Below are 21008 nucleotides of genomic sequence, written 5' to 3' on the forward strand. Positions count from 1 at the left end.
CTAAATACGGTTATGCAAGTTATTTTAGGATTTTATTTTTCTTAATTTAAAAAAAGAACGTCTTTTTTTATAATTTATAATGCAGTAATTCTTCGTAAACATTTCCTTTTAAGCCTAGTAGCAAGCCAAAAGCGGGTTCGGTTTTTATGCCACTTTTTTTTAGTTTAATGACCTCCAATCGGAAGTTTTCGTCTCTGGAACTTAGAATTTGGTGCTCAATGAGCATGTGTCGATAACCATTTTGAAGTTCTGTTGGTGTATTTTGTCCAAAGATTTCGATTTCAAAAGCATCAATAAAGAAGTTGGCAATAACAGAATCTTGATTATTAATAAGTTCTTCTCGAATTGAAAAATGGTTTTCTTTTTCGAAAAGCTGTTTGATTTTTTCAATAAAATCAGATTTGTTTTTCCAATAGCAGACAATATCCAAATCGCTGTTTTCGATATCAATATTTATCGGAATTGTGCCAACTAAAATAGGATCAAATTCAGCAAGATTTTCTAGAATTTTATGTTGGGTTAAAACCATGAGTGCAGCTTGTTGTTTTGGAGTTCCGGTCTTTAAATAAGATATGTTCTTGAAATTAATCATTTATGATTTTGTCTTTTTCTTCGTTGATTTCCTGTTCTACTCTTTTATTGATGTCGATTTTGGCATTCGTGAAAACAAAAATCGTAGCTCCATATTCTCTCGCATACTGATTGGTGATTTGACCGCCAATTGCAGCCGTTTCAAAATACGGACTTGTTTCTTTTAGTTCTTCATTGTTTTCGTCAAATTCCTTAACGCGAATAAGATTTTTATAGGAAATGCTGAGATCGAACCAATTTAAGTAATCTGCATTGAAAGAAACGGCTTTGATTCCTTTTTTAGAATAAAAATTAATCGCGCCAGCTTGCCCGTAATTATCGCAAAGCACAATCGTTTCTTTTTGATTTGGCAGTAAAGCATAAAGTGAATCTGTTTTCCTAGCCAATTCTTTCCAGCCCAACATATCAGCAAAATCTTGAGGCAGATGATGATCTTTTCCGTCTTCCCAGCGAAGCATTCCTAGTTTTTTGTATGGTTCAGAATGTGCAACCATATATTCAGGGCTTTTATTTGGAAAAGCAACATTGTAAATCGGAATAAAAAGCAATAACGGAATCAGAATAAAAACAGGTTTTAGGAAACGTTTCCACCCATTATTTAGAATTTCTGAAATATAAACAGCTCCAAAAGCGAGATAGATGGGGTATAACCCAATGGCATAATACGCTTTTGCTTTGAAGTAAATAAAAATTAAAAGGGTGAAAACAAATGAGGCAAAAAAGAGCTGGTATTTTTTGAAAGACTTATAGAATAAAACGGCGTAAAGTCCGGCTAAAATCACTAATAATCCGCCAATGAAAAATAGAATTTGTTCTTTTAGAAAATCACCTAAATCTACATTAACCAATTGCGTTTCTGCTAATTCCTTCATGTGATGCACAATTGGAAAATGATTGCTGTACTGCCAATATAAATTGGGAAGAATTAGGATCAATCCTAAAATTAGAGCAAAATAAAACTCTTTTGTCGCTAGTATTTTTCGCTGTTTAGAAAGTAAAATAGCAGGAACTAATCCGAGTAATAGAAACACGATATTGTACTTATTTAAGAAGCCTAAAGCAAAAATTACTCCGCCAAAATAAAGCCATTTTGTGTTTTCTGAAGTGAGGTATTGTATTAAAACATAATAAAGCGCAGTCCAGCATAAAATATCAAAAGAGTTTGGCTGATAAAGCATATTTAAACGCAACAAACATGAAAACAAAACGCACAATGCGCCCAAAATTAAAGCGTAAAGATTGCCTTTTAAAAGCTTGATAGTTTTCCAGACAATCAAAAGTGTTAAGGCGCCAAATAGGGCAGGGAAGAACTTCACCCAGAAAACGGAATTCCCAAGCAAAAGAATAAGATACGAAAACCAAGACGTAACTGGCGGAACAGACAAATAGCCCCAAGCCAAATGATGCGCTTGATCTAAATGCAGATATTCGTCGCGCTGTAAATCATATTCGGGACTAATTAAGACATATTGCAGAATGAATTTTAGAATTATAAATCCGAATAAAATCAGGTTCTTTTTGGTCATGTGGTTTTGATTTTTGGTCTTCGATTGGTAATCTACAGCTAATATATTATTTATTTTGTATTAAAGTTAAACAGATGAATTTTAGGGAAATAAAAAAAGCTCCAGATAATTCTGAAGCTCTTTATTTTTTTATGCATTTAGGATATTATTCCTCTGAAGCAGTTTCAAATTCCATGTGATCGACAATTTCAACCTCTGGCTTTTCTGGTTTAGAAGCTTTTAATGTATTGAATCTTTCTAACATTTCTGTTTCGCCTTCTTCACCGCTGAAATAAGGAAAAACATCCATAATTGCAGTTTCTGTAATGGCAGGAATAGAATATTCTCCCATTGTATTTTTCATTATGTGAAGCGTGTTGTCAAAAGCTTCGCGAACATCATTTGCCTGAACCAACATATACATGCTCGTTTTTCTTTCCTTACCACTTTCTTCATCATAAGCAATTAAAGTGATTTTAGATTTAAACCATCTGTCTGCATTTTCAAAAGGATGAATTTCAGCATAATTTGCCACTTTTATAGCTGTGATTTTAAATTCTTCACTAGTATAAGCAGCCATTTCTTCGGTCATTCTTTTTTCAGCTTCTGTATAAGACAAAGCGTCAACCAAATAAGGCTCGGTTAAAACTTTTTGTCCTCCAGTTTCATCTGTTTTTCTATATTTTACTTTGCATTCGTACCAAATTGCGCTCATCTCTTTTAAAATTTTTAAGGATGTCAAAGATAAATGATACTGCAAAATAAACAGTTAAATCTTCAAATAGATATTCACAATTTTGCTTTGTTTTTGGTAACATTTTGATGTTCTGAAAGTTGTGTTTTAAATACCAATTTATCATCATTAGAAAAAAATAAAAATTTTCTGCTTTCTGTTTTTTGTGCTAAAGTGATGTGAAACAAGCACTTTTTTGTTTTGAAACAAAAATTGAAAAAAATGTGAAATTTATTAAATCCAAAAAATCGATTTGTACGTAAGTGTCAAATAACAATGGCTAGGAATGAGGTAAATTCGAGTGGTATTAGTTTTTGGAGCATATTGAATCTTACCACATTTTTGGCCATTGTTTTTTTTATGAATTATTAAAAATAATAGGTTGGGGAAATTAAACGTTCTAAAGTTGAAAGAGACTTTGAAATATCTGGAAAGCAAACAGCGTGAATTAAAAAGACAAAATCAAAACGATACGCGAAGTCTAGAATCGATGATTAAATATTTGAAAAAAGACATGATGGAACAGCACGATTTGGCAGAACATCATCAATTGATCAAACAAGAAATCAAAGACACTGAAAGCTTCATTGAGAACGTCAAAAATATCATTAAAATCAATTCTTAAAACAGTTTATTATTGTAGAATTTTACTCTTATTCCAACTTAAATTTTTCGTTTTTACAATCCAGAATTAATTTGTGATTGAGGAAAAGCTTGTTGCCAATCATTCCCTGCATTCCAGAACGCTTCATTAAAATTTTTTGAAGTTCTGATGTGCCTTCAATGTAGGTAACTTCAGAAAGATCGAAAGTCAGATTCTTAAATTGTATTTTCCTTTTCGCGGAAGCGGAATAAACGCTCAATGTATTTCCCCAAGAATTACCTTTTTCGGTTTTTACAGCGCTGTTTTTAATTCTGTATTTCTGCCAAATTTCTTTTGTTGTTATCAGTTCGTAACCGCTGGATCCAGAATCATACAGCAATTTTAGATTTTCATTTTCGATCTTTGAAGGAATTAAAATCTTACGTTTTTTGAATTCAAAAGGAGTAAAATCAGTTTCTTCAATTTTCTCAATAAAAGAGCATTGATTGTTTTTGAAATCTAAAATGGTAATTCGTTTTTCTAATAAATCGGTTCCGATTGTTCCGATAATATTTTCTGTTTTTGGATTGTCAAAATCGACTTTTTTGCCGTAATCCAAAACTTCAAAATTGTTTGAAATCACTTTCATATTTCCGATTGAAAAAGAACTTGAAATGGGATTGTTTTTAGGATCAATTTTCAGCTGATTTTGAAATTTTTCAGCAATGGATTTTAAAGCTATTTTGTAGAAAACTGTAGAATGTGAACCCGAATCAAATTGCATGAAAAACGTTTGATCGATTCCGTCAATTTTGATTGGCAAAAGCAAAGCAGAATGAGCTTTTTCGTCGCTAGAAATCCATTTTATCGGAATGTTTTCGGCAATTCCTGAAACCTTCAAATAGTTCTCTGGCGGACTGAATTTATTTTGAAAATAAAAATACCCTCCGAACAAGAATAAAACGATACTAACTAAAAATACGATTGCAATTTTCTTAAATAATTTCATGGTTTATTTTTTCTGCAAGATTCGGATTTCGATTCAGATTTTCGTGCAAAAACCATACGACAGTTTTACGCCATTTTTATGACTTGAACTATAAGAAGTTGTTTTTCAGTTTTATAACTAACTCTTGTTTTTGGTTTAAACTGATTCCGTTTAGAATAACGATAATAAGTTTTAAACTAAGAATTGCGATTAATGGAATAATAAAAAGTGGAAATTTTAAAGTAAATGCACTTTGAATAAACGGACTCGCAATCATTAAAACGGAAAGTAAAAGGCTTAAAACAATTTGAAGACTTACAATTTGTTTTCCTAATTCTTTGTTCGCAACATCTTGCGTTTTGTAAGTTAAGATTAAAGGAAAAATAACGCTCCCAAACGGAATAATAAGTCCAGACAAAACAGAAAGATTAATGAGTTTGGCTCTTTCGATTTGAACATTTTCCTTTTTAATGATGAGGTTTTCAGAATTGGTTTCTAGAGCTTCGGCAATAGTTTTTAAGGTAAAGCCTTTCAGAATATTTCCAGCTTCAATTCTCTGAATCGTTCGCAACGAAAGACCCGATTTTTCGGCAAGTTCATTTTGAGTCATGTTCTTCTCTTCTCTCAAAAATTTGACTTTATTTTTCATGGTTTTACGTTGGAGGTATAAAGACGAAATTAGGAAAAAAACTTTTGACGAGAGCATCATAAAAAATCCTTTAATTATAGGCCAATTCGAAGTTTTAATAAAAAATTAAGTTTTTTTCTTTAACAAAAATCATTAACTTGTTGTGTGATAAATAATTCCTAATCTTTTAGTCATAAAATTTCCAGTTATGCGAGTATCCGTTGTTCGAAAAAATATAAAGTTTTTACCAGATTCCAGAAGAGTTGTTGCCCGATATTTTATGAATGGGCAAGAAAGAACCCAACAAATGGTACTTCGGATAATGATGCTGGATGAAAAACAAGTTCTACAGACTTTGGAACAAACACTTCGTGAATTTGCGAGAAGGCATCGAAATATTTCGGCAGTATTTTTTAGACACTGCGAAAGAATAAAACCCATAATTGAAGGCATGCAAATTGATTATGAAGCCATGTCTCTAGACCGAAAAATGCTGATTGGATCGTACTGCACAATGGAATATGCGATAGAATCTGCGGCAATTTTTAATCCTTCAATAGTAGAAGATTTTGATCAGACAGGACTTGAAGTAGGAGAAAAAAGAGTTATTATTTCTTTTCGTGCAACTGGTGAAGGTCATATTTCGTCGATTGTTTTTAGAAGAGCAATTTTAGATCGCGACAATAATCTGCATGTCATGAAAAACGGTAATCATATTGATCAGGCAGAAATTGAACATAAAACCTTATTTAATAAAGAACGATTTTTAAGCAAGTTGTATGAAATGCATACAACAGACAAATATATCGCTCAGATAATGCAGGGACTTCCAGAAGAATTTGAATTTGCTGTTCTTAAAAATATGCTGATTGAGGCTTTGCAAGATCCTTTAATTCGTGAAGAAAGAAAAGTGGCGCTGGAAGAAATTTTGTGGTTGGCGAATTCCTTTTACGATTTACAATTCAAACATGATTCTGATATAACAGAACGCGTTATATTTCCGATTTCTGATTCTGAAAGCCGCGGAATTGAAGATGCACGTTTTGTGCGTTTTATAGATGATAACGATTCTGTTAGGGTTATGGCAACATATACTGCTTATAACGGACATACAATTCTACCAAAGTTAATTTCTACCGAAGATTTTTATAGTTTTAGAGTGATGCCGCTTCACGGAGAAGGAGCGCAGAATAAAAATTTAGCCTTATTTCCTAGAAAAGTAAAAGGCAAATATGCCATGTTGGCCAGAATTGATGGCGTCAATAATTACATTATGTATTCTGATCGTGTAACACAATGGAATACACCAATTCTTTTGCAAAAACCTAAATTTACTTGGGAGTTGACTCAAATAGGAAATTGCGGTTCTCCGTTATGGACCGAAGAGGGCTGGCTTGTTATCACGCATGGAGTGGGTACTATGAGACGCTATTGTATTGGAGCTTCGCTTTTTGATCTCGACGATCCTTCAAAAGAAATAGGAAGACTTACAGAGCCGTTGCTTTCTCCATTAGAAGACGAGCGAGAAGGTTATGTGCCAAATGTAGTTTATTCTTGTGGAGCGATTATTCATAACAACAGTTTAATTCTACCTTACGCCGTATCAGATTATTGCTCAACTTATGCTGTGGTAGATATGGTTGAATTGCTGGAAGCACTTAAGAAAAGCAAGTAATAATCTTGATTCATATTTAATCTTTTTTAATCTGCGTGAAAATCAATGCGTAAAAAGTATTTCACGCAGATTTGAGAAGATTTTAGCAGATCAAATTAGATTTTTATCTTTTGTTGAGGTTTGGGATTTTTTCCGTTAGATTTTTCCAATATCGTTTTGGCATGTGTTTGATATGAAGTTTCGTGTTTTTTCTCGATTCTATGTTAACGCTGCTGAAATAGTTGCGCCATAAATTCTGGAAAAATTCTTCGTTTTCATCATTTATTTCGGCTAAAAAACTGGATGAAGGATTCGACTCAAACTGCATTTCTACAGTTGAAACATTTTCGAGATCATAGTAAATTCCGTATTTGCGTTTGGAGTCGTAAATCAGCCAGCGCTGGTCTGCGTAACGGTTTTTAAAATGCTGTTCGATAAGTGGTAGAACATCACAATCTGGCTCTACGATGGCATAATACAATTCGTCTTTTGTTAGTTTAAAACGAACAAACGCTTTCATTCTATGACTTTCTTTTCCAGTTAAATGTGCCGCTTTTTTTACATTTAAAACTTCGCTTCGGCTTAAATCTCCTTCGATATTAATCGAACTTGCAAAAACATATTCTACAAAACGAAATAGAGTTTCTTCTATCTGCTCCAATTCAGATAAAAAAGCAAAATAAAGATTGTTGAAACCTTGATGCGAAAGCCGTTGCTGTAAACCATTTAAAACTCGATTTGCTTTTTCATTATCTGTTACAACAGAATGTGTATTGGAAAAAAGCAGCGTATTTGAAATCTCTTTTTTAGCAAAAACAATGTCTTTTAGTTTGTATTCGTAAATTTCAAAAACAGCTGTTAACCAACCTTCATAGCTTCCATCATAAATTATTTGTGTCATTTGAATTAAAATAAAGCAAGCTGATTCGAAAAATTATTCTTGTATTTGCTGTTCTGCAAATTCAAAATCTGATTTTTTATTTGAATGGAAGTCAGGTCTTTCTGCAGATAAAAAGGCGAAGAGAAAGCCAAGAAATATTTCGATCTATTATAGGCAATTCCTAGTTTCTTTAAATCTTCTGGTTGCAATTTTTTGAAAGTTCTAGCTGCAACAATTTTTTTAGCGCTCAAAAATCCTATTCCAGGAATTCGCTGAATAAGTTCTAAATCTGCCGTATTAATATCAACCGGAAATTGATGCATATTTCGCAAAGCCCATCCTAATTTCGGATCAATATCCAAGTCAAGATTGGGCTGGTCAAAACCAACAATTTCGTTAACATTGAATCCGTAATAACGAATTAGCCAATCTGCTTGATACAATCGGTTTTCGCGAATCATTGGAACAGGAGTTCCAATCGCTGGAAGCCTGTTGTCATAGCTTATCGGCACATAACCCGAATAATAGACACGACGCATTTTCATTTGTTCGTAAAAATAATTGGCCATTCCGAGAATTTCCATGTCATTTTCTTTTGTTGCGCCAATCACCATTTGCGTGCTTTGTCCGGCAGGAGCAAAAAGCGGTGTTTTGTAATTGGATTTTTTCTCTTCTTGATAACCGATAATTTCATTTTTAAGATATTCCATCGGTTTAATTACATCCTTATGATTTTTGTCTGGAGCCAGCAGTTTAAGACTTTGTTCTGTAGGCATTTCGACATTTACACTCAATCGATCGGCATACAATCCCGCTTCTTTTAGCAATTCTTCGCTAGCGCCAGGAATTGCTTTTAAGTGAATGTAGCCATTAAAATTTTCTTCGAGTCTTAGTTTTTTGACGATTCTTACCAGACGTTCCATGGTATAATCGGGATTATCAAAGATTCCAGAACTTAGAAATAAGCCTTCAATGTAATTTCTTCGATAAAAACCAATTGTTAAATCGACGACTTCTTGAACGGTAAAAGCAGCACGTTTGATGTCGTTGCTTTTTCGGCTCACACAATACGCGCAATCAAAAATGCAATGATTGGTCAGTAGGATTTTAAGAAGAGAAACGCAGCGTCCGTCTTCCGTATAGGCATGGCAAATCCCGCTTCCAGTATCTCCTAATCCCTTGTTTTTGTTTTTACGGGTACTTTGTCCCGATGAGCAAGAAACATCATATTTGGCTGCATCTGCTAAAATTGCCAATTTTTCCATCACTCTTTCCTGTACCATTTAGCTCTCTTTTTAGTTGTTTTTTTGAAATGAAAATTCAATCTTTCAAAACTAGGAATTCATCTTAAAAAAGGTCTAAAAGAGGCTGTTCTAAATTGTATCAATTTTTTTTTGAAAGGTTATTTTTACATTAAAAAAATAACTATATTTAAAACTCAAAAAACAGGTATAAATACGGGGTTGTAAATTGTTGAAACTTTATACATTCGCCGAAATAGAAAAACTGATCTCCCCCCTTAACATTAGTTTTTCAGATTTAGAAGTATTAGCAAATATTAGAAACAAACGGCTAAAACAATGAAATTTGTAAAAGGACAAGATGTTTCCTACACTGCATTGAGTGGGAGATCTTACAAGGGAACCGTTATCGAAAGAAAAATGGATTTTAAAAAGGGGCTTATAATAAAATCGACTTCGAAAGAAAGAGATTTTCATTATCTCATCGAAATACAAAAAAACGGCACGACCGAGAAAATTCTATGTGCTGAAAATCATCTTAAATTATTAGAAAAGAAAAAACGCACAAGCAAGAAAGCAGCTTAGTTGTTATCTGCTATAAACAAAGCGATTTTATCTAGCACAGCTGCAGGAGTTTCTTTGTGTGGCGTATGTCCTGCGTTTGGAATAATATGTTTTTCAGATTTTCCAGATACTGCATTTATCGTTTTTTCAACTTGATCTAAAGTTCCGTATTCATCTTTTTCGCCTTGAATAAATAGTAACGGAGATTTTATTTGAGGAAGAAGAGATTCTATGTTCCAATTTCTAAAATCGCTTCGCAACCAAGTTTCTGTCCAAGCTTTAAAAATGGTTTCGGTCTTATTTCCGTGGTATTTCTGAAGTCTTTCAGGTAAGTTTGTGTTTTGATATGCTACAACAGCTTCACGAATACCGTTAAGTGTAATTTCTTCAACAAAAATATGTGCCGCTTCGCAAATAACCTTTTCAATTCGGTTTGGATATTTGCTTGCCGCAATCAACGCAATCGAACCTCCATCACTATGGCCAAATAAAATGGCATTTTCAATTTTTAGCTTTTCGAGTATCGTGTTTAAAACGTCAGCTTCTAATTCTAAATAATTTACGGGACGAACATAAGTCGGCATAGGATCCGATTTTCCGTAACCTAATCTGTCATAAATTAAAACGTTGCATTGAGTAAGTTCAGCAATTCTTTTTGGAAAATCTCTCCAAAGTTCCACACAGCCTAACGAATCATGCAGAAAAACAATTGTTGGGCGATTTTCAAAATCATTATAATATTCGGCGTAAAGATTATTTTCGTTGATATGAATTAGCATACAGCAGTTTCGTTTTGAATGATTTTTTCTTTTTTAGCTTTCGAAATATTAAGATAAACAATTGAACCAAGCATTATTGCAATTCCGATAATTTGTAGAAAAGTCACTTTTTCGCCCAAAATAATATGTGCGCAAAAAACAGCTGCTGGCAATTCTAAAGTCAATAAAACAGAACTTAATCCAGCGCCAATTTTAGGCATTCCGACTGTAAAACAGATCGGCGGAATCACTGTTCCGAAAATGGCTAAAAATGTTCCCCATTGCAATAGTCCGAAATCTAAATGTGTACTTGTTGTAATGGCTTCGCAGTTAATTAAAAATATAATCATGGCAGAACCGCTGGTCATTAAAGCGCTTTTTTCGAACATTGGTGTTTCTTTGCCAATTTTGCTCGTAAAAACAATGTAAAGTGTATAAAGCAAAGCCGATAATAAACTCAAAGCTATTCCTGTAAAAGAAATATTAGCATTGTTTAAGTCTAAAAGATTTCCTGCGAGAACAGTTCCTAAAATGATAAAAAGTGCCGAACTCACTTCTACAGTATTGGGTTTTTTCTTAAAAAATATCCAGTCAACCAAAATGCTAAGCCACGTAATTTGCATCAATAAAACAATGGCCAAAGAAGCAGGAATGTAAGCCACAGCTAAATAATACGTAAAAGCAGAAGATCCCATTGTGGTTCCTGCCAAAAGCAACTTCCAGTTTAATGCTAGTTTATGACCGTTTTTTAGTTTTCTAAAAATTACGATTGACCATAAAATTATGGTTCCGGCAAGTGCTTGCGTCAAAGTAATTTCTGCTGGAGAATAACCTTCTCCGTAAGCGATTTTAGCAAAAGAAGATAGCATTCCGAAACTCAATGCGCCAAGAGCAACAATGATAATATATTTGTTCATTTTTGTATTGAAGAATATGTTTTGTACATTCAAAAGTATAAAATGTAGAATAACGGTCGATAATTTAGAATTAAATATGTATTTAATCTTTTTAAATGGATTTATTTGTGTGTTTTGTACGAAATTGAATTATTTTTTATACTTTAACTGGAAAAAATCCGATGCAAGAATTAAGCAAACAAGAAATAGAGTTACTTCGAATCCTTCAGGAGAATGCAAGATTCGATATCACCGATTTGACAGAAAGACTCAATATGTCGAGAACTTCTGTTTATGACCGAATTAAAAAACTGGAAAATGAAGGTTATATTAAAGATTACGTCGCGATAATTGATCCGAAAAAAGTGGGATTAAATTTTACTGTAATTATTAATGTCTCTTTAAATAGCCAGCGTTTAGAATTGGTAGAAGAATTTTCAAGACAAGTTGCGGCACTCGATGAGGTTGTAGAAGGATATGTAACGGGCGGAATCTTCGATTATGTTCTGAAAGTGGTTGTGAAAGATCCAGAATCGTTTAATGATTTTATCAGGAAGCTTTCAGACATTCCGAACATCAGTAAAGTACAGAGTTCATTTGTAATGAGTTACATTAAACAATCTACGAAACTGCATTTTTAACTTTAGAAATAAAACAAAAAACTCCGCAAAGCTTATTTTTAGGCTCTGCGGAGTTTTTTATGTTTTATAAAGAATCAAATATCGTCTTTTAGTCCGATTCTTTTTAAGCTGTTTACCATTCTAAAAACAACCTCATCAGAAAATATAAAACTAGAAAGTATTTCTTTAATTTCTGTTGCAGTTTGAGTTTGTAGTTCTAGAAGGTTATTTAAGTGAATTTTTGCTTTTGCGTCTTCATTCAGTAAAGAAAACGAAACAGCTTTTAGCAAAGAATCCCATATTGTCTCGCTAAAATCCATTTTCTCTGCCCAGTAGAGCGATTTTTGATATTCTTTTTTGTGAATGTAATAGCAGCAATATCCAATATTAATCCACCAAGGATGCGAAGGATTTATGCGTGTTGCATTTTCCAATAAATTAAATCCTTTTTCATAATAGCCAGCAAAAATTAGCATACAACCAATTCCAGAAGCAATTCCAGACGAATTCGGATTTATTTTGATGCATTGTTCTGCAGCAGAAAGACAGTTGTCCTGATCTTTTTTAAAGCAGTTTAGAAGCGTCTGTGCATACCAAGCCTGCTGGCAACTTGGATCTATTTTTAAAGCTTTTGAAATGCAATGACTGCTCTTTTCGATTGTTTTTTTGCAATTATCTATTCCAAGAGCGATAGAAGCCAAATGCATTTCGCCAAGCATTGCCCAAGCAATAGCGTGGTTTGGATCTAATTCTACAGCTTCATTTAAGTTCGATAAAGCATTTGCATAATTCTCGACAGTGTAAGAACATTGATATTCATGATAACTGCAGATCGCTTTTAAAATACTCGAATTGTTGGCTATTTTAGAAGGCGCTGTTTTTACCATTTCTTTAAAAATAATGCCGTAATAGCCGCCCATTGTAGAAACGATATCTTTTACAATTTCATTTTGAATTTTAATTCCGTCATCGATCGTAGCAGGCGTAAACACTTTAGTTAATATAAACTTTCCGGAAGATGAGTCTACTAAATTGATTCTGATTTGCAGTTTATTGTCGATAATTTGAATGTGTCCTGTAATGATAAAATCGGCTCCAACGAGACTGGCAGCTTCCAAAATATTTTCATTAATTTTTGAAATTACACCAGGAGGAAAATGACCTATAACAGAAATGTCTTGAAAACGCGAAAGTTCAGCGCTTATTTCTTCGGAAAGAATTTGCGAAAAAGCTTCTAAATCTGGTCTTTGAGCGATTGATTTGAAAGGAAAAACCGTAATGACCGGATTTGTTTTATGGGTACTGATAGGAAGATCAATGTGTCTCATCTTGTTGTTATGAATAAATTCAGGAACGTAACCACCTTTTGGGACATGAATAATCACCGAATTGTCTTTACCGTCGGTCGAATAATATTCATTGAGTAATTTTCTTAATCTTCCTGCATGAATGCGAACCATCGCATCGTCATGAGGATTAAAATGAGAGGGTCTGCTTAAAGCATTTACAGCTATAGAATATTCTTTAATGAATTGCTGTCTTTCATCAATAGTTTCTGTGACAATATAGCGCAGAAAATTGCTCAACAGCATCGAGTTTTTGAAAGAATAAAACTTTAAAACATTTTCCAGTTCATTATAAATGGTATCCGGGGGGATTTTTTTTATAGACTCCATAATAAATTTATTTAAAATTATTAATGGCGAAAAAAAAGTCACTGGGCGTATAAAATGTTAAATATGATGTAGTTACAAATTTATAAAATTATGTGAATATTTAACATATTAATATTATTAATCTGATTTTTTAACGGTTAAATGTAACGGTTAATAACTCTAATGGTGCATTAGCATTGATTATATTTGTTTGATAATCAGCTGGTGTAGGGTTGTTTTTTTACTTTTTTAACAAAAAAACAAGCGGCATTTATGAAGTTCTTGATTTTTTGTCTACCCAAAAAACGAAATTTCAGGAATATTGAAAAAAACTTTAGGAGCCAAAACCAGTGCTGAGAAATACAGATTTTAAAATAGAGTGACTTTTATTTTAAGCCCAGATTGTAAAAAACAAATGAATAGTTAAGTAGTATCCCACAATAAACAAACTATAATCATTATGAAAAAAAGGTTTTTACAAATGGCAACGATGAGGCATCGAGCCATTATAATTTGTTTTCTCATTTCCGCTTTTGCTCAGGCTCAAAACGAAGGGTCTAAAAGCATGGAAATCTATGGTTTCATTATGACCGATATTGGTTATAATTTCAATCAAATTCAATCCGATTGGTATGATGTGGTAAGACCGACTAAATTGCCTTCATACAAAAATGAGTATGGACCAGATGGAAGTTATTATGCTTCTGTCCGCCAAACGAGATTAGGTTTTAAAAATTATTTTGATACTGGACTTGGAGAATTAAAAACACAATTCGAATTCGAATTATTCGGTACTGGTGTAGATGCTGGACAAACCACTTTTCGTTTGCGTCATGCTTATGCCGAATTAGGAAAATTTGGAGCAGGGCAAACTTGGAGCCCATTTATGGATATTGGCGTGTTTCCGAATTCATTAGAATATTGGGGACCAACCGGAATGGTATTCTTCCGTAACATTCAAATTCGTTATATGCCAATTCAAGGCGATACACGTTTAACCATTGCATTAGAAAGACCTGGAGCAAGTGCCGATCAAGGAGATTATGCTAACCGTGTTGAATTGCAAGGTGTAAAAGCCAGATTTCCATTGCCAGATCTTTCAGCAGAATATCACGTTGGAACGAAATGGGGATATGTGGAGTTAGCTGGTATCTTAAGAAAGATTGAATGGAAAGACCAAAATAATGATCAGTTCGATTTGTCTGGAGATGCTGTAGGATGGGGGCTTAATTTAAGTACCAACATCAACTTTAGTAAAAACGATGTTTTTAGAGGGCAAGTGGTATATGGGGAAGGAATTCAGAACTACATGAATGACGCTCCTGTAGATGTGGCTATCGAAAATACTCCTGGCAATGTGACAAGACCTGTAAAAGGTGTTGCGCTTCCTTTGGTGGGTGTTGTAGCTTTTTTAGATCATACTTGGAGTGATAAATTCAGCACCGCAATAGGATATTCTATGATTGACATAGATAACTCAGATGGACAAACAGATGACGCTTTTAAAAAGGGACAATATGCTCTGGTAAATGTCTTGTATACTCCTGTGAAAAATTGTACGGTAGGAGCAGAATTTCAGTGGGGTGACCGCGAAAATTTCAACGACGGATGGAGTACTTCTATAAGCAAGCTGCAGTTTTCTTTTAAATATAACTTCTCTGAAGCATTTTATAAAAAGAACCAATAAGGCTTCCTGTTTTTAATCAATAAAAAAGAAAAATATGTATAAAACTGTACAATATCTGATGTTGTTCGGATTGTCTATAAGTGCTCTTAATGCTCAGACCCGAACAGAAAAAGATCTTCTAGGAGAAAAACAGATTCCTGCAAACGCATACTACGGAGTGCAGACAGCCCGCGCATTAGAAAATTTTCAGATAAGCGGAATGACAACACAATTTTACCCTGATTATGTAAGAGCTTTTGCCATGGTAAAATTGGCAGCAGCTCGTGCCAATGCCGATGTGGGTCGCCTTAAAAAAGACAGATTAGCTGCCATTGAAAAAGCGTGCCAAGCGGTAATCGACGGAAAATATCACGATCAATTTTTGGTTGATTTGTATCAAGGTGGCGCGGGTACTTCTGCCAATATGAATGTGAATGAAGTTCTAGCTAATATCGCATTGGAACTAAGCGGACATAAAAAAGGAGAATATCAATTTATCGAGCCTCACGATGATTTGAATATGGGACAGTCAACAAATGATGTCTACCCAACAGCTATAAAAGTAGCCTTATTGCTTCATAACGATAAGCTGGTTAAAGAAGCTGATCTTTTAGCGAAAGCATTTCATAAAAAAGGAGATGAATTTAAAGACATTGTAAAACTGGGACGAACTGAAGGTCAGGATGCTGTACCAATGACAGTGGGTCAGGAATTTCATGCCTTTGGGAATCAGCTTGATGCGGAGATTGGAGCTTTAAAGAAATCTGAAGTTTTTTTATGTGAACAAAATATGGGCGCTACTGCTATCGGAACAGGAATTACGGCTTCTCCAGGATATGCTGAAAAAGTAGCGGTGCATCTTGCTAAAATTACAGGAAAACCAATTGTAATGAGCAAAGACCTCATCGCTGCAACAACTAGTCAGCAAGGATTTGTAATGTATTCTTCTACGCTAAAAAGTATGGCGGTTGCCTTATCAAAAATAAGCAGTGATTTAATCATTTTGGCTTCTGGGCCGCGTACAGGACTTTTCGAAATCAATTTGCCAGCACTTCAGCCGGGATCTTCTATCATGCCAGGAAAAGTAAATCCGGTTATGCCAGAACTTATGAATCAATTGTGTTTTAAAGTAATAGGAAACGATCTTACCGTTACGCTCGCAGCTCATTCGGGTTTATTGCAGTTAAATGCTTTTGAACCTGTCGAAGCCATTGCTATGATGGAATCTCAGGGATTGTTTTTTAAAGCAATGCCTTTGTTTAGAAAAAACTGTATCGACGGTATTACGGTTAACAAAGACATTTTAGCGCATTACATGGATAGAAGTGTAGGAGTTGTAACGGCTCTTAATCCTATTTTGGGTTACGAAAAAACAACAGAATTGGCAAAAGAAGCACTTGCAACCAATAAAGGAATTCTGGAGCTTATTCGTGAGAAGAAATTATTGACGGAAGATCAAATTAAAAAACTTCTTGATCCAGCGACTTTGACAGGCCAAAAATAAACTCAAACCAAAAAGAAAAAATCATGAAATCAAATATAAACTTTTGCAGTAAGATGCTTTTGCTGATGATGCTTTCGCTAAGTATCAGCATGTTTGGACAGGCTAAGCCTAAAGTATTAATCTTAGCAACAGGTGGAACAATTGCCGGTTCTGCGAAAAGCGGCGTGCAATCTGGATATACTTCAGGGCAAGTTACCATTGATGCGATGGTAAATGCGGTTCCCGATGCTATGAAATTGGCGGATATTAAAGGTGAACAAATCTCAAATGTAGGATCTCAGGACATGTCATTTGAAATTATGCTAAAAGTTGCCAACAGAATTAACGAATTAGCTTCTAGTAAAGACGTTGATGGTTTTGTAATTACACACGGAACGGATACGATGGAAGAAACAGCTTATTTCTTAAATCTAGTTGTAAAAACAGATAAGCCCGTAGTGCTTGTGGGTTCAATGCGTCCGTCAACAGCCATTAGCGCAGACGGACCTTTAAATCTTTATAATGCTATTGCAGTGGCTGCAGACCCTAAAGCTAAAGGATACGGAGTGCTTTTGGTAATGAACGATTGGATTCATTCGGCACAATCTTTAACAAAAGTAAGTACAACAGCGGTGCAAACTTTTATGTCTCCAATTCGTGGACTTATCGGAACTACTTCTTATGGAGTTAATGATTTCTTTCACCATCCTGATCAAAAATTTGGAAAGAACTCAGAGTTCGATGTTAAAGGCGTAACAGCTTTTCCTCGTGTAGATATTATTTACGCTGATGCGGATATGAAAGCAGACTTAATTGATGCTTCGATTGAAAAAGGAGCAAAAGGAATTGTAATTGCAGGAGTTGGAAACGGAAATATGAATAAAGCTTCTCTTGATGCTTGCGCTAAAGCGAGTAAAAAAGGAATTATAGTGGTAAGAAGTACACGTGTTGCTACAGGAATTGTAGGGCGTAATGTAGAATGTAATGATGACGAATTAGGTCTTATTGCGTCTTACGGATTGAATCCGCAGAAAGCTAGAATTCTATTGTCGGTTGCTTTGCTTAAACAGAGAAGTTTGGCACAGCTTCAAAAGATATTCGAAGAATATTAGACTTTTTTATACAAACCGAATCAAAAAAAATAAAAGCAAACCAATCAAAAAAAGAAAAATGAAAACAAATCTAAAATTCATAATCTTACTTCTATTGATGCTTGTAAATCCATTATTTAAAGTATCAGCTCAAAAAGAATTGGCTTATCAAGCTGCTATTGATCGTGCTTATGATAAATATAAAGATCTGAAAGAAGGTAAAAATGCAGATTACATAAAAGAATTGGCCAATGTTGATCCGAATATTTTCGGAATTGCCATTGTAACAGCTGATGGGAAAGTTTACAGCAAAGGAGATTTGAATCAGCGTGTTTCTATTCAATCCATTTCAAAAGTTTTTACACTGGCACGAGTTATCGAAGAGCAAGGGCCAAGAGTGGTGGCAGACAAAATTGGAGTAGATGCAACAGGTCTTCGCTTTAATTCGATTGTAGCAGTTGAACTTCAGAAAGGAAAAGAAATCAATCCGTTGGTAAATCCGGGAGCAATTGCAGCTGTGAGTTTGATAAAAGGGAATGATTCTGTAGCAAAATGGAAAAGTATTCAAGATACTCATAATGCTTTTGCAGGAACTAAACTGAAATTAAATATGCCAGTTTACATCAGTGAAGCAGGAGATAATTTACGTAATCAAGCCATTGCACATTTACTTTTGGCGTATGGTCGTATGTATTTTGATCCCGTTCAGTCTACAGATATTTATACGAAACAATGCGCTATTAATGCCAATGCAAAAGAACTTGCGGTTATGGCATCGACTTTGGCAAATGGAGGCGTAAATCCAATTACAAAAGAAAAAGTCGTTTCTCCAGAAACTTGCGCTTTTACAATGGGAATTATGTCTACAGCGGGACTTTATGATGATTCTGGACAATGGTTGTATGCCGTTGGTCTTCCTGCCAAAAGTGGTGTAGGAGGAGGTCTAATCGCAGTTTGTCCTGGCAAATTTGGAATCGCTGTTATTTCGCCTCCGCTAAATGCAGCAGGAAATAGCGTAAAAGCCCAAAAAGCCATTTTTGATATTGCAAAAGAGCTTGGCGTAAACCCTTATATCGTGACGCCCAAAAAATAATCTTTTAAGATTTCAAAAGCAATAAACAAAGTTTAATCTAAGCCTATAAACGTATGCAAAGAAAAATAAAGCTAAGTACGATACTGTTTCTTTTATGCATACAGTCTATTGTTTTGTTTGGACAGAAAAAAGACGATTATTTATTTAATGACAGTCATTTTCATTTGACCAACTATATACAGGAGGGAATTTCTGTCGATAAGTTCTTGGAAATTATGGGGAATAAGGCAGGACGTTCTACCTTATTCGGAATTCCGTTGCAGCAGCAATGGTCGTATCAAAACTCGGGTAATTATAGTCCGACGTATTATCTCCAGACCGATGCTCCTTTGTACTATTACTCTTTTACAGACGCTTTTATTGCCATGCAGTATAAATCGCTTAGTAAAGAGAAACAAGCGAGATTAGATCCTATGATTACAGGATTCAATCCGTCAGATATGTATGCTTACAAGCACATCGAACGCGTGTTGCGAACTTTTCCTGGGGTTTTTACAGGAATTGGAGAATTTTCGATACACAAAGAATTCGTGTCTTCAAAAGTAACAGGCGAGGTGGCCAGTTTGACTAATCCGGCTTTAGACAGCATTATGGATTTTGCGGGAAAAGTAGGTTTAGTAGTTATCCTTCACAATGATATGGATATGCCAATGGCCAAACAGAAAACAGAACCTGTGTATTTGAATGATATGAGAGATCTATTAAAACGTCATTCAAAAACAACCATAATCTGGGCGCATATCGGACTTGGGAGAATTGTATATCCTGCAGGTTACGGAAACGATTCTACAACCGATAGACCGCCAAATCATGTAGATATTGTAGAAAATATATTGAACGATCCAGCTTACGCGAATGTCTATTTTGATATTTCTTGGGATGAGGTAGCAAAGTACATTGTCTCTTCGCCAGAAATCATTAAAAAATGCGCAGAATTAATGGATAAATATCCCGACAGATTTTTGTTCGGAACAGATGTCGTAGCTCCTCCAGATCAGAAATTTTATATGGCTGTTTACGAAAAGTATCAGCCGCTTTGGAAAGCCCTTAAACCTGAAACAAGCGAAAAAATTAGAAAAAAGAATTACAACAAACTTTTTGACGAAGCCCGTAAAAAAGTGCGAGCCTGGGAAAAAGCCAATGTAAAACAATGATTTTTTGTTTGTTGAGGTAAGTAAGTTATTCGCAAAATTTTAAAAGCCATTTTATATGAAAATAAGATATCTCCTTTTGTTGTTAATATGCCAATTTTCATGGAGTCAAATTATGAATACAACCATGCCAGACAGCACCTTGGTTAAAGATCCTGAACAAGGACATATCGGAGGTACAGGCTTTAAACTGGCAGATGGAAAATATGGTTCAATGACCCTTTCTTTTTATGTTTTAGCTCGATATTTAAACCAGATGGGTATAGATGACAGTTATACCAACTATAAAGGAGAAGTTATTCCGATTGATAGAAGACAAGATCTTCAGTTTCAAAAAGCTAACCTTTATTTTAGAGGATGGGTTGCCGATCCAAAAATAAGATATACTGTTTTCGTCTGGACTTCAAATGCCACTTTAGGACAAGGCGCGCAAATTGTGGTAGCAGGAAATTTACAGTATAAGTTTAATAAATATTTTGAATTAGGAATCGGTATTAATGGTCTGCCATCTGTTCGTTCTATTTTAGGACAGTGGCCAGAATGGCTCCGATCAGATGCCAGACCAATAGCCGATGAATATTTCAGAGGTTCTTTTACAACAGGTATTTACGCACAAGGGCAAATTGCTGATAATGTTTATTATAAAACAATGCTTGGTAATAACCTCAGCCAGTTGGGTGTAGATGCTGGTCAATTAGATAATAAAATGGATACTTGGAGTGGTGCCATTTGGTGGGTAACCAATAATTTTGGAAGAATTCCAACTTATGGCGATTACGAAAAACATGCTAAACCGGCTACAATTTTGGGAGGAGCTTTTACACGAAGCACCGAGAATCGCCAGTCTCAGCCAGATACAAATGCTCCAGAAAACTCTCAAATTCGATTATCTGATGGTACAGGGATTTTTGCTTTAAATGCTTTTGCCCCAAATACACAGGTTATCAATGCAAAATATGAAATGGCAGCTTTTAATACTGGTGTAAAGTACAACGGTTATTCGCTAGATGCTGAGGTATTTATGCGTTGGCTTTCAAAATTTGAAACTTCAGGAGAAATTCCAGTAGACAAACTTTTTGATTCAGGATTTACAGTTCAAGGTTCTGCAATGTTAGTAGATAAAAAACTACAGGCATACAGCACATATTCTTATATAAATGGAGATTACGGAAAACCTTGGGAAGTAACCATGGGAGTAAACTGGTTTCCGTTTAGAACCAAATTTTTC

General features: G+C 34.6%; 20 protein-coding genes. 10 read left to right on the forward strand and 10 right to left on the reverse strand.

What is annotated here, in order from left to right; translation table 11 throughout:
• Window positions 1-67: 67 nt before the first annotated feature.
• The 3 genes from ACE01P_RS21205 to ACE01P_RS21215 form a co-directional block, all read right to left on the reverse strand.
• Window positions 68-592 carry a DUF4269 domain-containing protein gene (locus tag ACE01P_RS21205; RefSeq protein WP_379701040.1) on the reverse strand — a complete coding sequence of 175 codons (525 nt, stop codon included), beginning with the start codon at window positions 590-592 and terminating at the stop codon, window positions 68-70.
• Window positions 585-2117, reverse strand: coding sequence for a glycosyltransferase family 39 protein (locus ACE01P_RS21210; protein ID WP_379701041.1), 1533 nt, complete (start codon window positions 2115-2117; stop codon window positions 585-587). The genes ACE01P_RS21205 and ACE01P_RS21210 overlap by 8 nt, the downstream gene beginning before the upstream one ends.
• 145 nt (window positions 2118-2262) lie before the next feature.
• On the reverse strand, window positions 2263-2811 hold the full coding sequence (locus ACE01P_RS21215; protein WP_379701042.1) for a DUF4494 domain-containing protein: 549 nt from the start codon (window positions 2809-2811) through the stop codon (window positions 2263-2265).
• A 424-nt stretch (window positions 2812-3235) separates the two neighbouring features.
• Here ACE01P_RS21215 and ACE01P_RS21220 point away from each other — a divergent pair, with 424 nt between their 5' ends.
• On the forward strand, window positions 3236-3454 hold the full coding sequence (locus ACE01P_RS21220; protein ID WP_379701043.1) for a hypothetical protein: 219 nt from the start codon (window positions 3236-3238) through the stop codon (window positions 3452-3454).
• Window positions 3455-3482: 28 nt separating this feature from the next.
• Here ACE01P_RS21220 and ACE01P_RS21225 read toward each other — a convergent pair whose 3' ends face one another.
• Window positions 3483-4421 carry a hypothetical protein gene (locus ACE01P_RS21225; RefSeq protein ID WP_379701044.1) on the reverse strand — a complete coding sequence of 313 codons (939 nt, stop codon included), beginning with the start codon at window positions 4419-4421 and terminating at the stop codon, window positions 3483-3485.
• Between the two features lie 88 nt (window positions 4422-4509).
• Complete coding sequence (locus ACE01P_RS21230) at window positions 4510-5049, reverse strand: helix-turn-helix domain-containing protein (protein WP_379701045.1); 540 nt, start codon at window positions 5047-5049, stop codon at window positions 4510-4512.
• A gap of 187 nt (window positions 5050-5236) precedes the next feature.
• On the opposite strand from ACE01P_RS21230, the gene ACE01P_RS21235 reads away from it, so the two are divergent.
• Window positions 5237-6703, forward strand: coding sequence for a glycoside hydrolase family 130 protein (locus tag ACE01P_RS21235; protein ID WP_379701046.1), 1467 nt, complete (start codon window positions 5237-5239; stop codon window positions 6701-6703).
• A gap of 103 nt (window positions 6704-6806) precedes the next feature.
• Here the strand turns inward: ACE01P_RS21235 and ACE01P_RS21240 are convergent, their stop codons facing one another.
• Together ACE01P_RS21240 and ACE01P_RS21245 are read right to left on the reverse strand one after the other, a co-directional pair.
• On the reverse strand, window positions 6807-7583 hold the full coding sequence (locus ACE01P_RS21240; protein WP_379701047.1) for a TIGR03915 family putative DNA repair protein: 777 nt from the start codon (window positions 7581-7583) through the stop codon (window positions 6807-6809).
• A 5-nt stretch (window positions 7584-7588) separates the two neighbouring features.
• A complete protein-coding gene (locus ACE01P_RS21245) occupies window positions 7589-8845 on the reverse strand; it encodes a putative DNA modification/repair radical SAM protein (RefSeq protein WP_379701048.1) in 1257 nt (418 codons plus the stop codon).
• 297 nt (window positions 8846-9142) lie between these two features.
• On the opposite strand from ACE01P_RS21245, the gene ACE01P_RS21250 reads away from it, so the two are divergent.
• On the forward strand, window positions 9143-9388 hold the full coding sequence (locus ACE01P_RS21250) for a hypothetical protein (protein ID WP_379701049.1): 246 nt from the start codon (window positions 9143-9145) through the stop codon (window positions 9386-9388).
• Here the strand turns inward: ACE01P_RS21250 and ACE01P_RS21255 are convergent.
• Window positions 9385-10146 (reverse strand): alpha/beta fold hydrolase, encoded by a 762-nt coding sequence (locus ACE01P_RS21255; protein WP_379701050.1) that lies wholly within the window; start codon window positions 10144-10146, stop codon window positions 9385-9387. The genes ACE01P_RS21250 and ACE01P_RS21255 overlap by 4 nt on opposite strands.
• Complete coding sequence (locus tag ACE01P_RS21260; protein WP_379701051.1) at window positions 10140-11042, reverse strand: DMT family transporter; 903 nt, start codon at window positions 11040-11042, stop codon at window positions 10140-10142. The genes ACE01P_RS21255 and ACE01P_RS21260 overlap by 7 nt, the downstream gene beginning before the upstream one ends.
• 161 nt (window positions 11043-11203) lie before the next feature.
• Here ACE01P_RS21260 and ACE01P_RS21265 point away from each other — a divergent pair, with 161 nt between their 5' ends.
• The gene (locus tag ACE01P_RS21265; protein ID WP_274255558.1) at window positions 11204-11662 is read left to right on the forward strand and encodes an Lrp/AsnC family transcriptional regulator; all 459 of its coding nucleotides are present in this window, start codon (window positions 11204-11206) and stop codon (window positions 11660-11662) included.
• Between the two features lie 74 nt (window positions 11663-11736).
• Here ACE01P_RS21265 and ACE01P_RS21270 read toward each other — a convergent pair whose 3' ends face one another.
• Window positions 11737-13317: a hypothetical protein gene (locus ACE01P_RS21270; protein WP_379701052.1), complete on the reverse strand. Its 1581-nt coding sequence runs from the start codon at window positions 13315-13317 to the stop codon at window positions 11737-11739.
• 439 nt (window positions 13318-13756) lie between these two features.
• On the opposite strand from ACE01P_RS21270, the gene ACE01P_RS21275 reads away from it, so the two are divergent.
• The 6 genes from ACE01P_RS21275 to ACE01P_RS21300 all read left to right on the forward strand — a co-directional run.
• Window positions 13757-14983 (forward strand): DcaP family trimeric outer membrane transporter, encoded by a 1227-nt coding sequence (locus ACE01P_RS21275; RefSeq protein ID WP_379701053.1) that lies wholly within the window; start codon window positions 13757-13759, stop codon window positions 14981-14983.
• A gap of 58 nt (window positions 14984-15041) precedes the next feature.
• The gene (locus ACE01P_RS21280; RefSeq protein ID WP_379701059.1) at window positions 15042-16466 is read left to right on the forward strand and encodes an aspartate ammonia-lyase; all 1425 of its coding nucleotides are present in this window, start codon (window positions 15042-15044) and stop codon (window positions 16464-16466) included.
• A gap of 23 nt (window positions 16467-16489) precedes the next feature.
• Complete coding sequence (locus ACE01P_RS21285) at window positions 16490-17557, forward strand: type II asparaginase (RefSeq protein WP_379701054.1); 1068 nt, start codon at window positions 16490-16492, stop codon at window positions 17555-17557.
• Between the two features lie 58 nt (window positions 17558-17615).
• Window positions 17616-18629, forward strand: coding sequence for a glutaminase A (gene glsA / locus ACE01P_RS21290; RefSeq protein ID WP_379701055.1), 1014 nt, complete (start codon window positions 17616-17618; stop codon window positions 18627-18629).
• 53 nt (window positions 18630-18682) lie between these two features.
• The gene (locus ACE01P_RS21295) at window positions 18683-19783 is read left to right on the forward strand and encodes an amidohydrolase family protein (RefSeq protein WP_379701056.1); all 1101 of its coding nucleotides are present in this window, start codon (window positions 18683-18685) and stop codon (window positions 19781-19783) included.
• Window positions 19784-19895: 112 nt separating this feature from the next.
• On the forward strand, window positions 19896-21008 hold a 1113-nt coding region (locus ACE01P_RS21300; protein ID WP_379701057.1), incomplete at its 3' end, for a hypothetical protein.

The organism is Flavobacterium sp. HJSW_4 (assembly GCF_042436695.1).
Lineage (GTDB): Bacteria > Bacteroidota > Bacteroidia > Flavobacteriales > Flavobacteriaceae > Flavobacterium.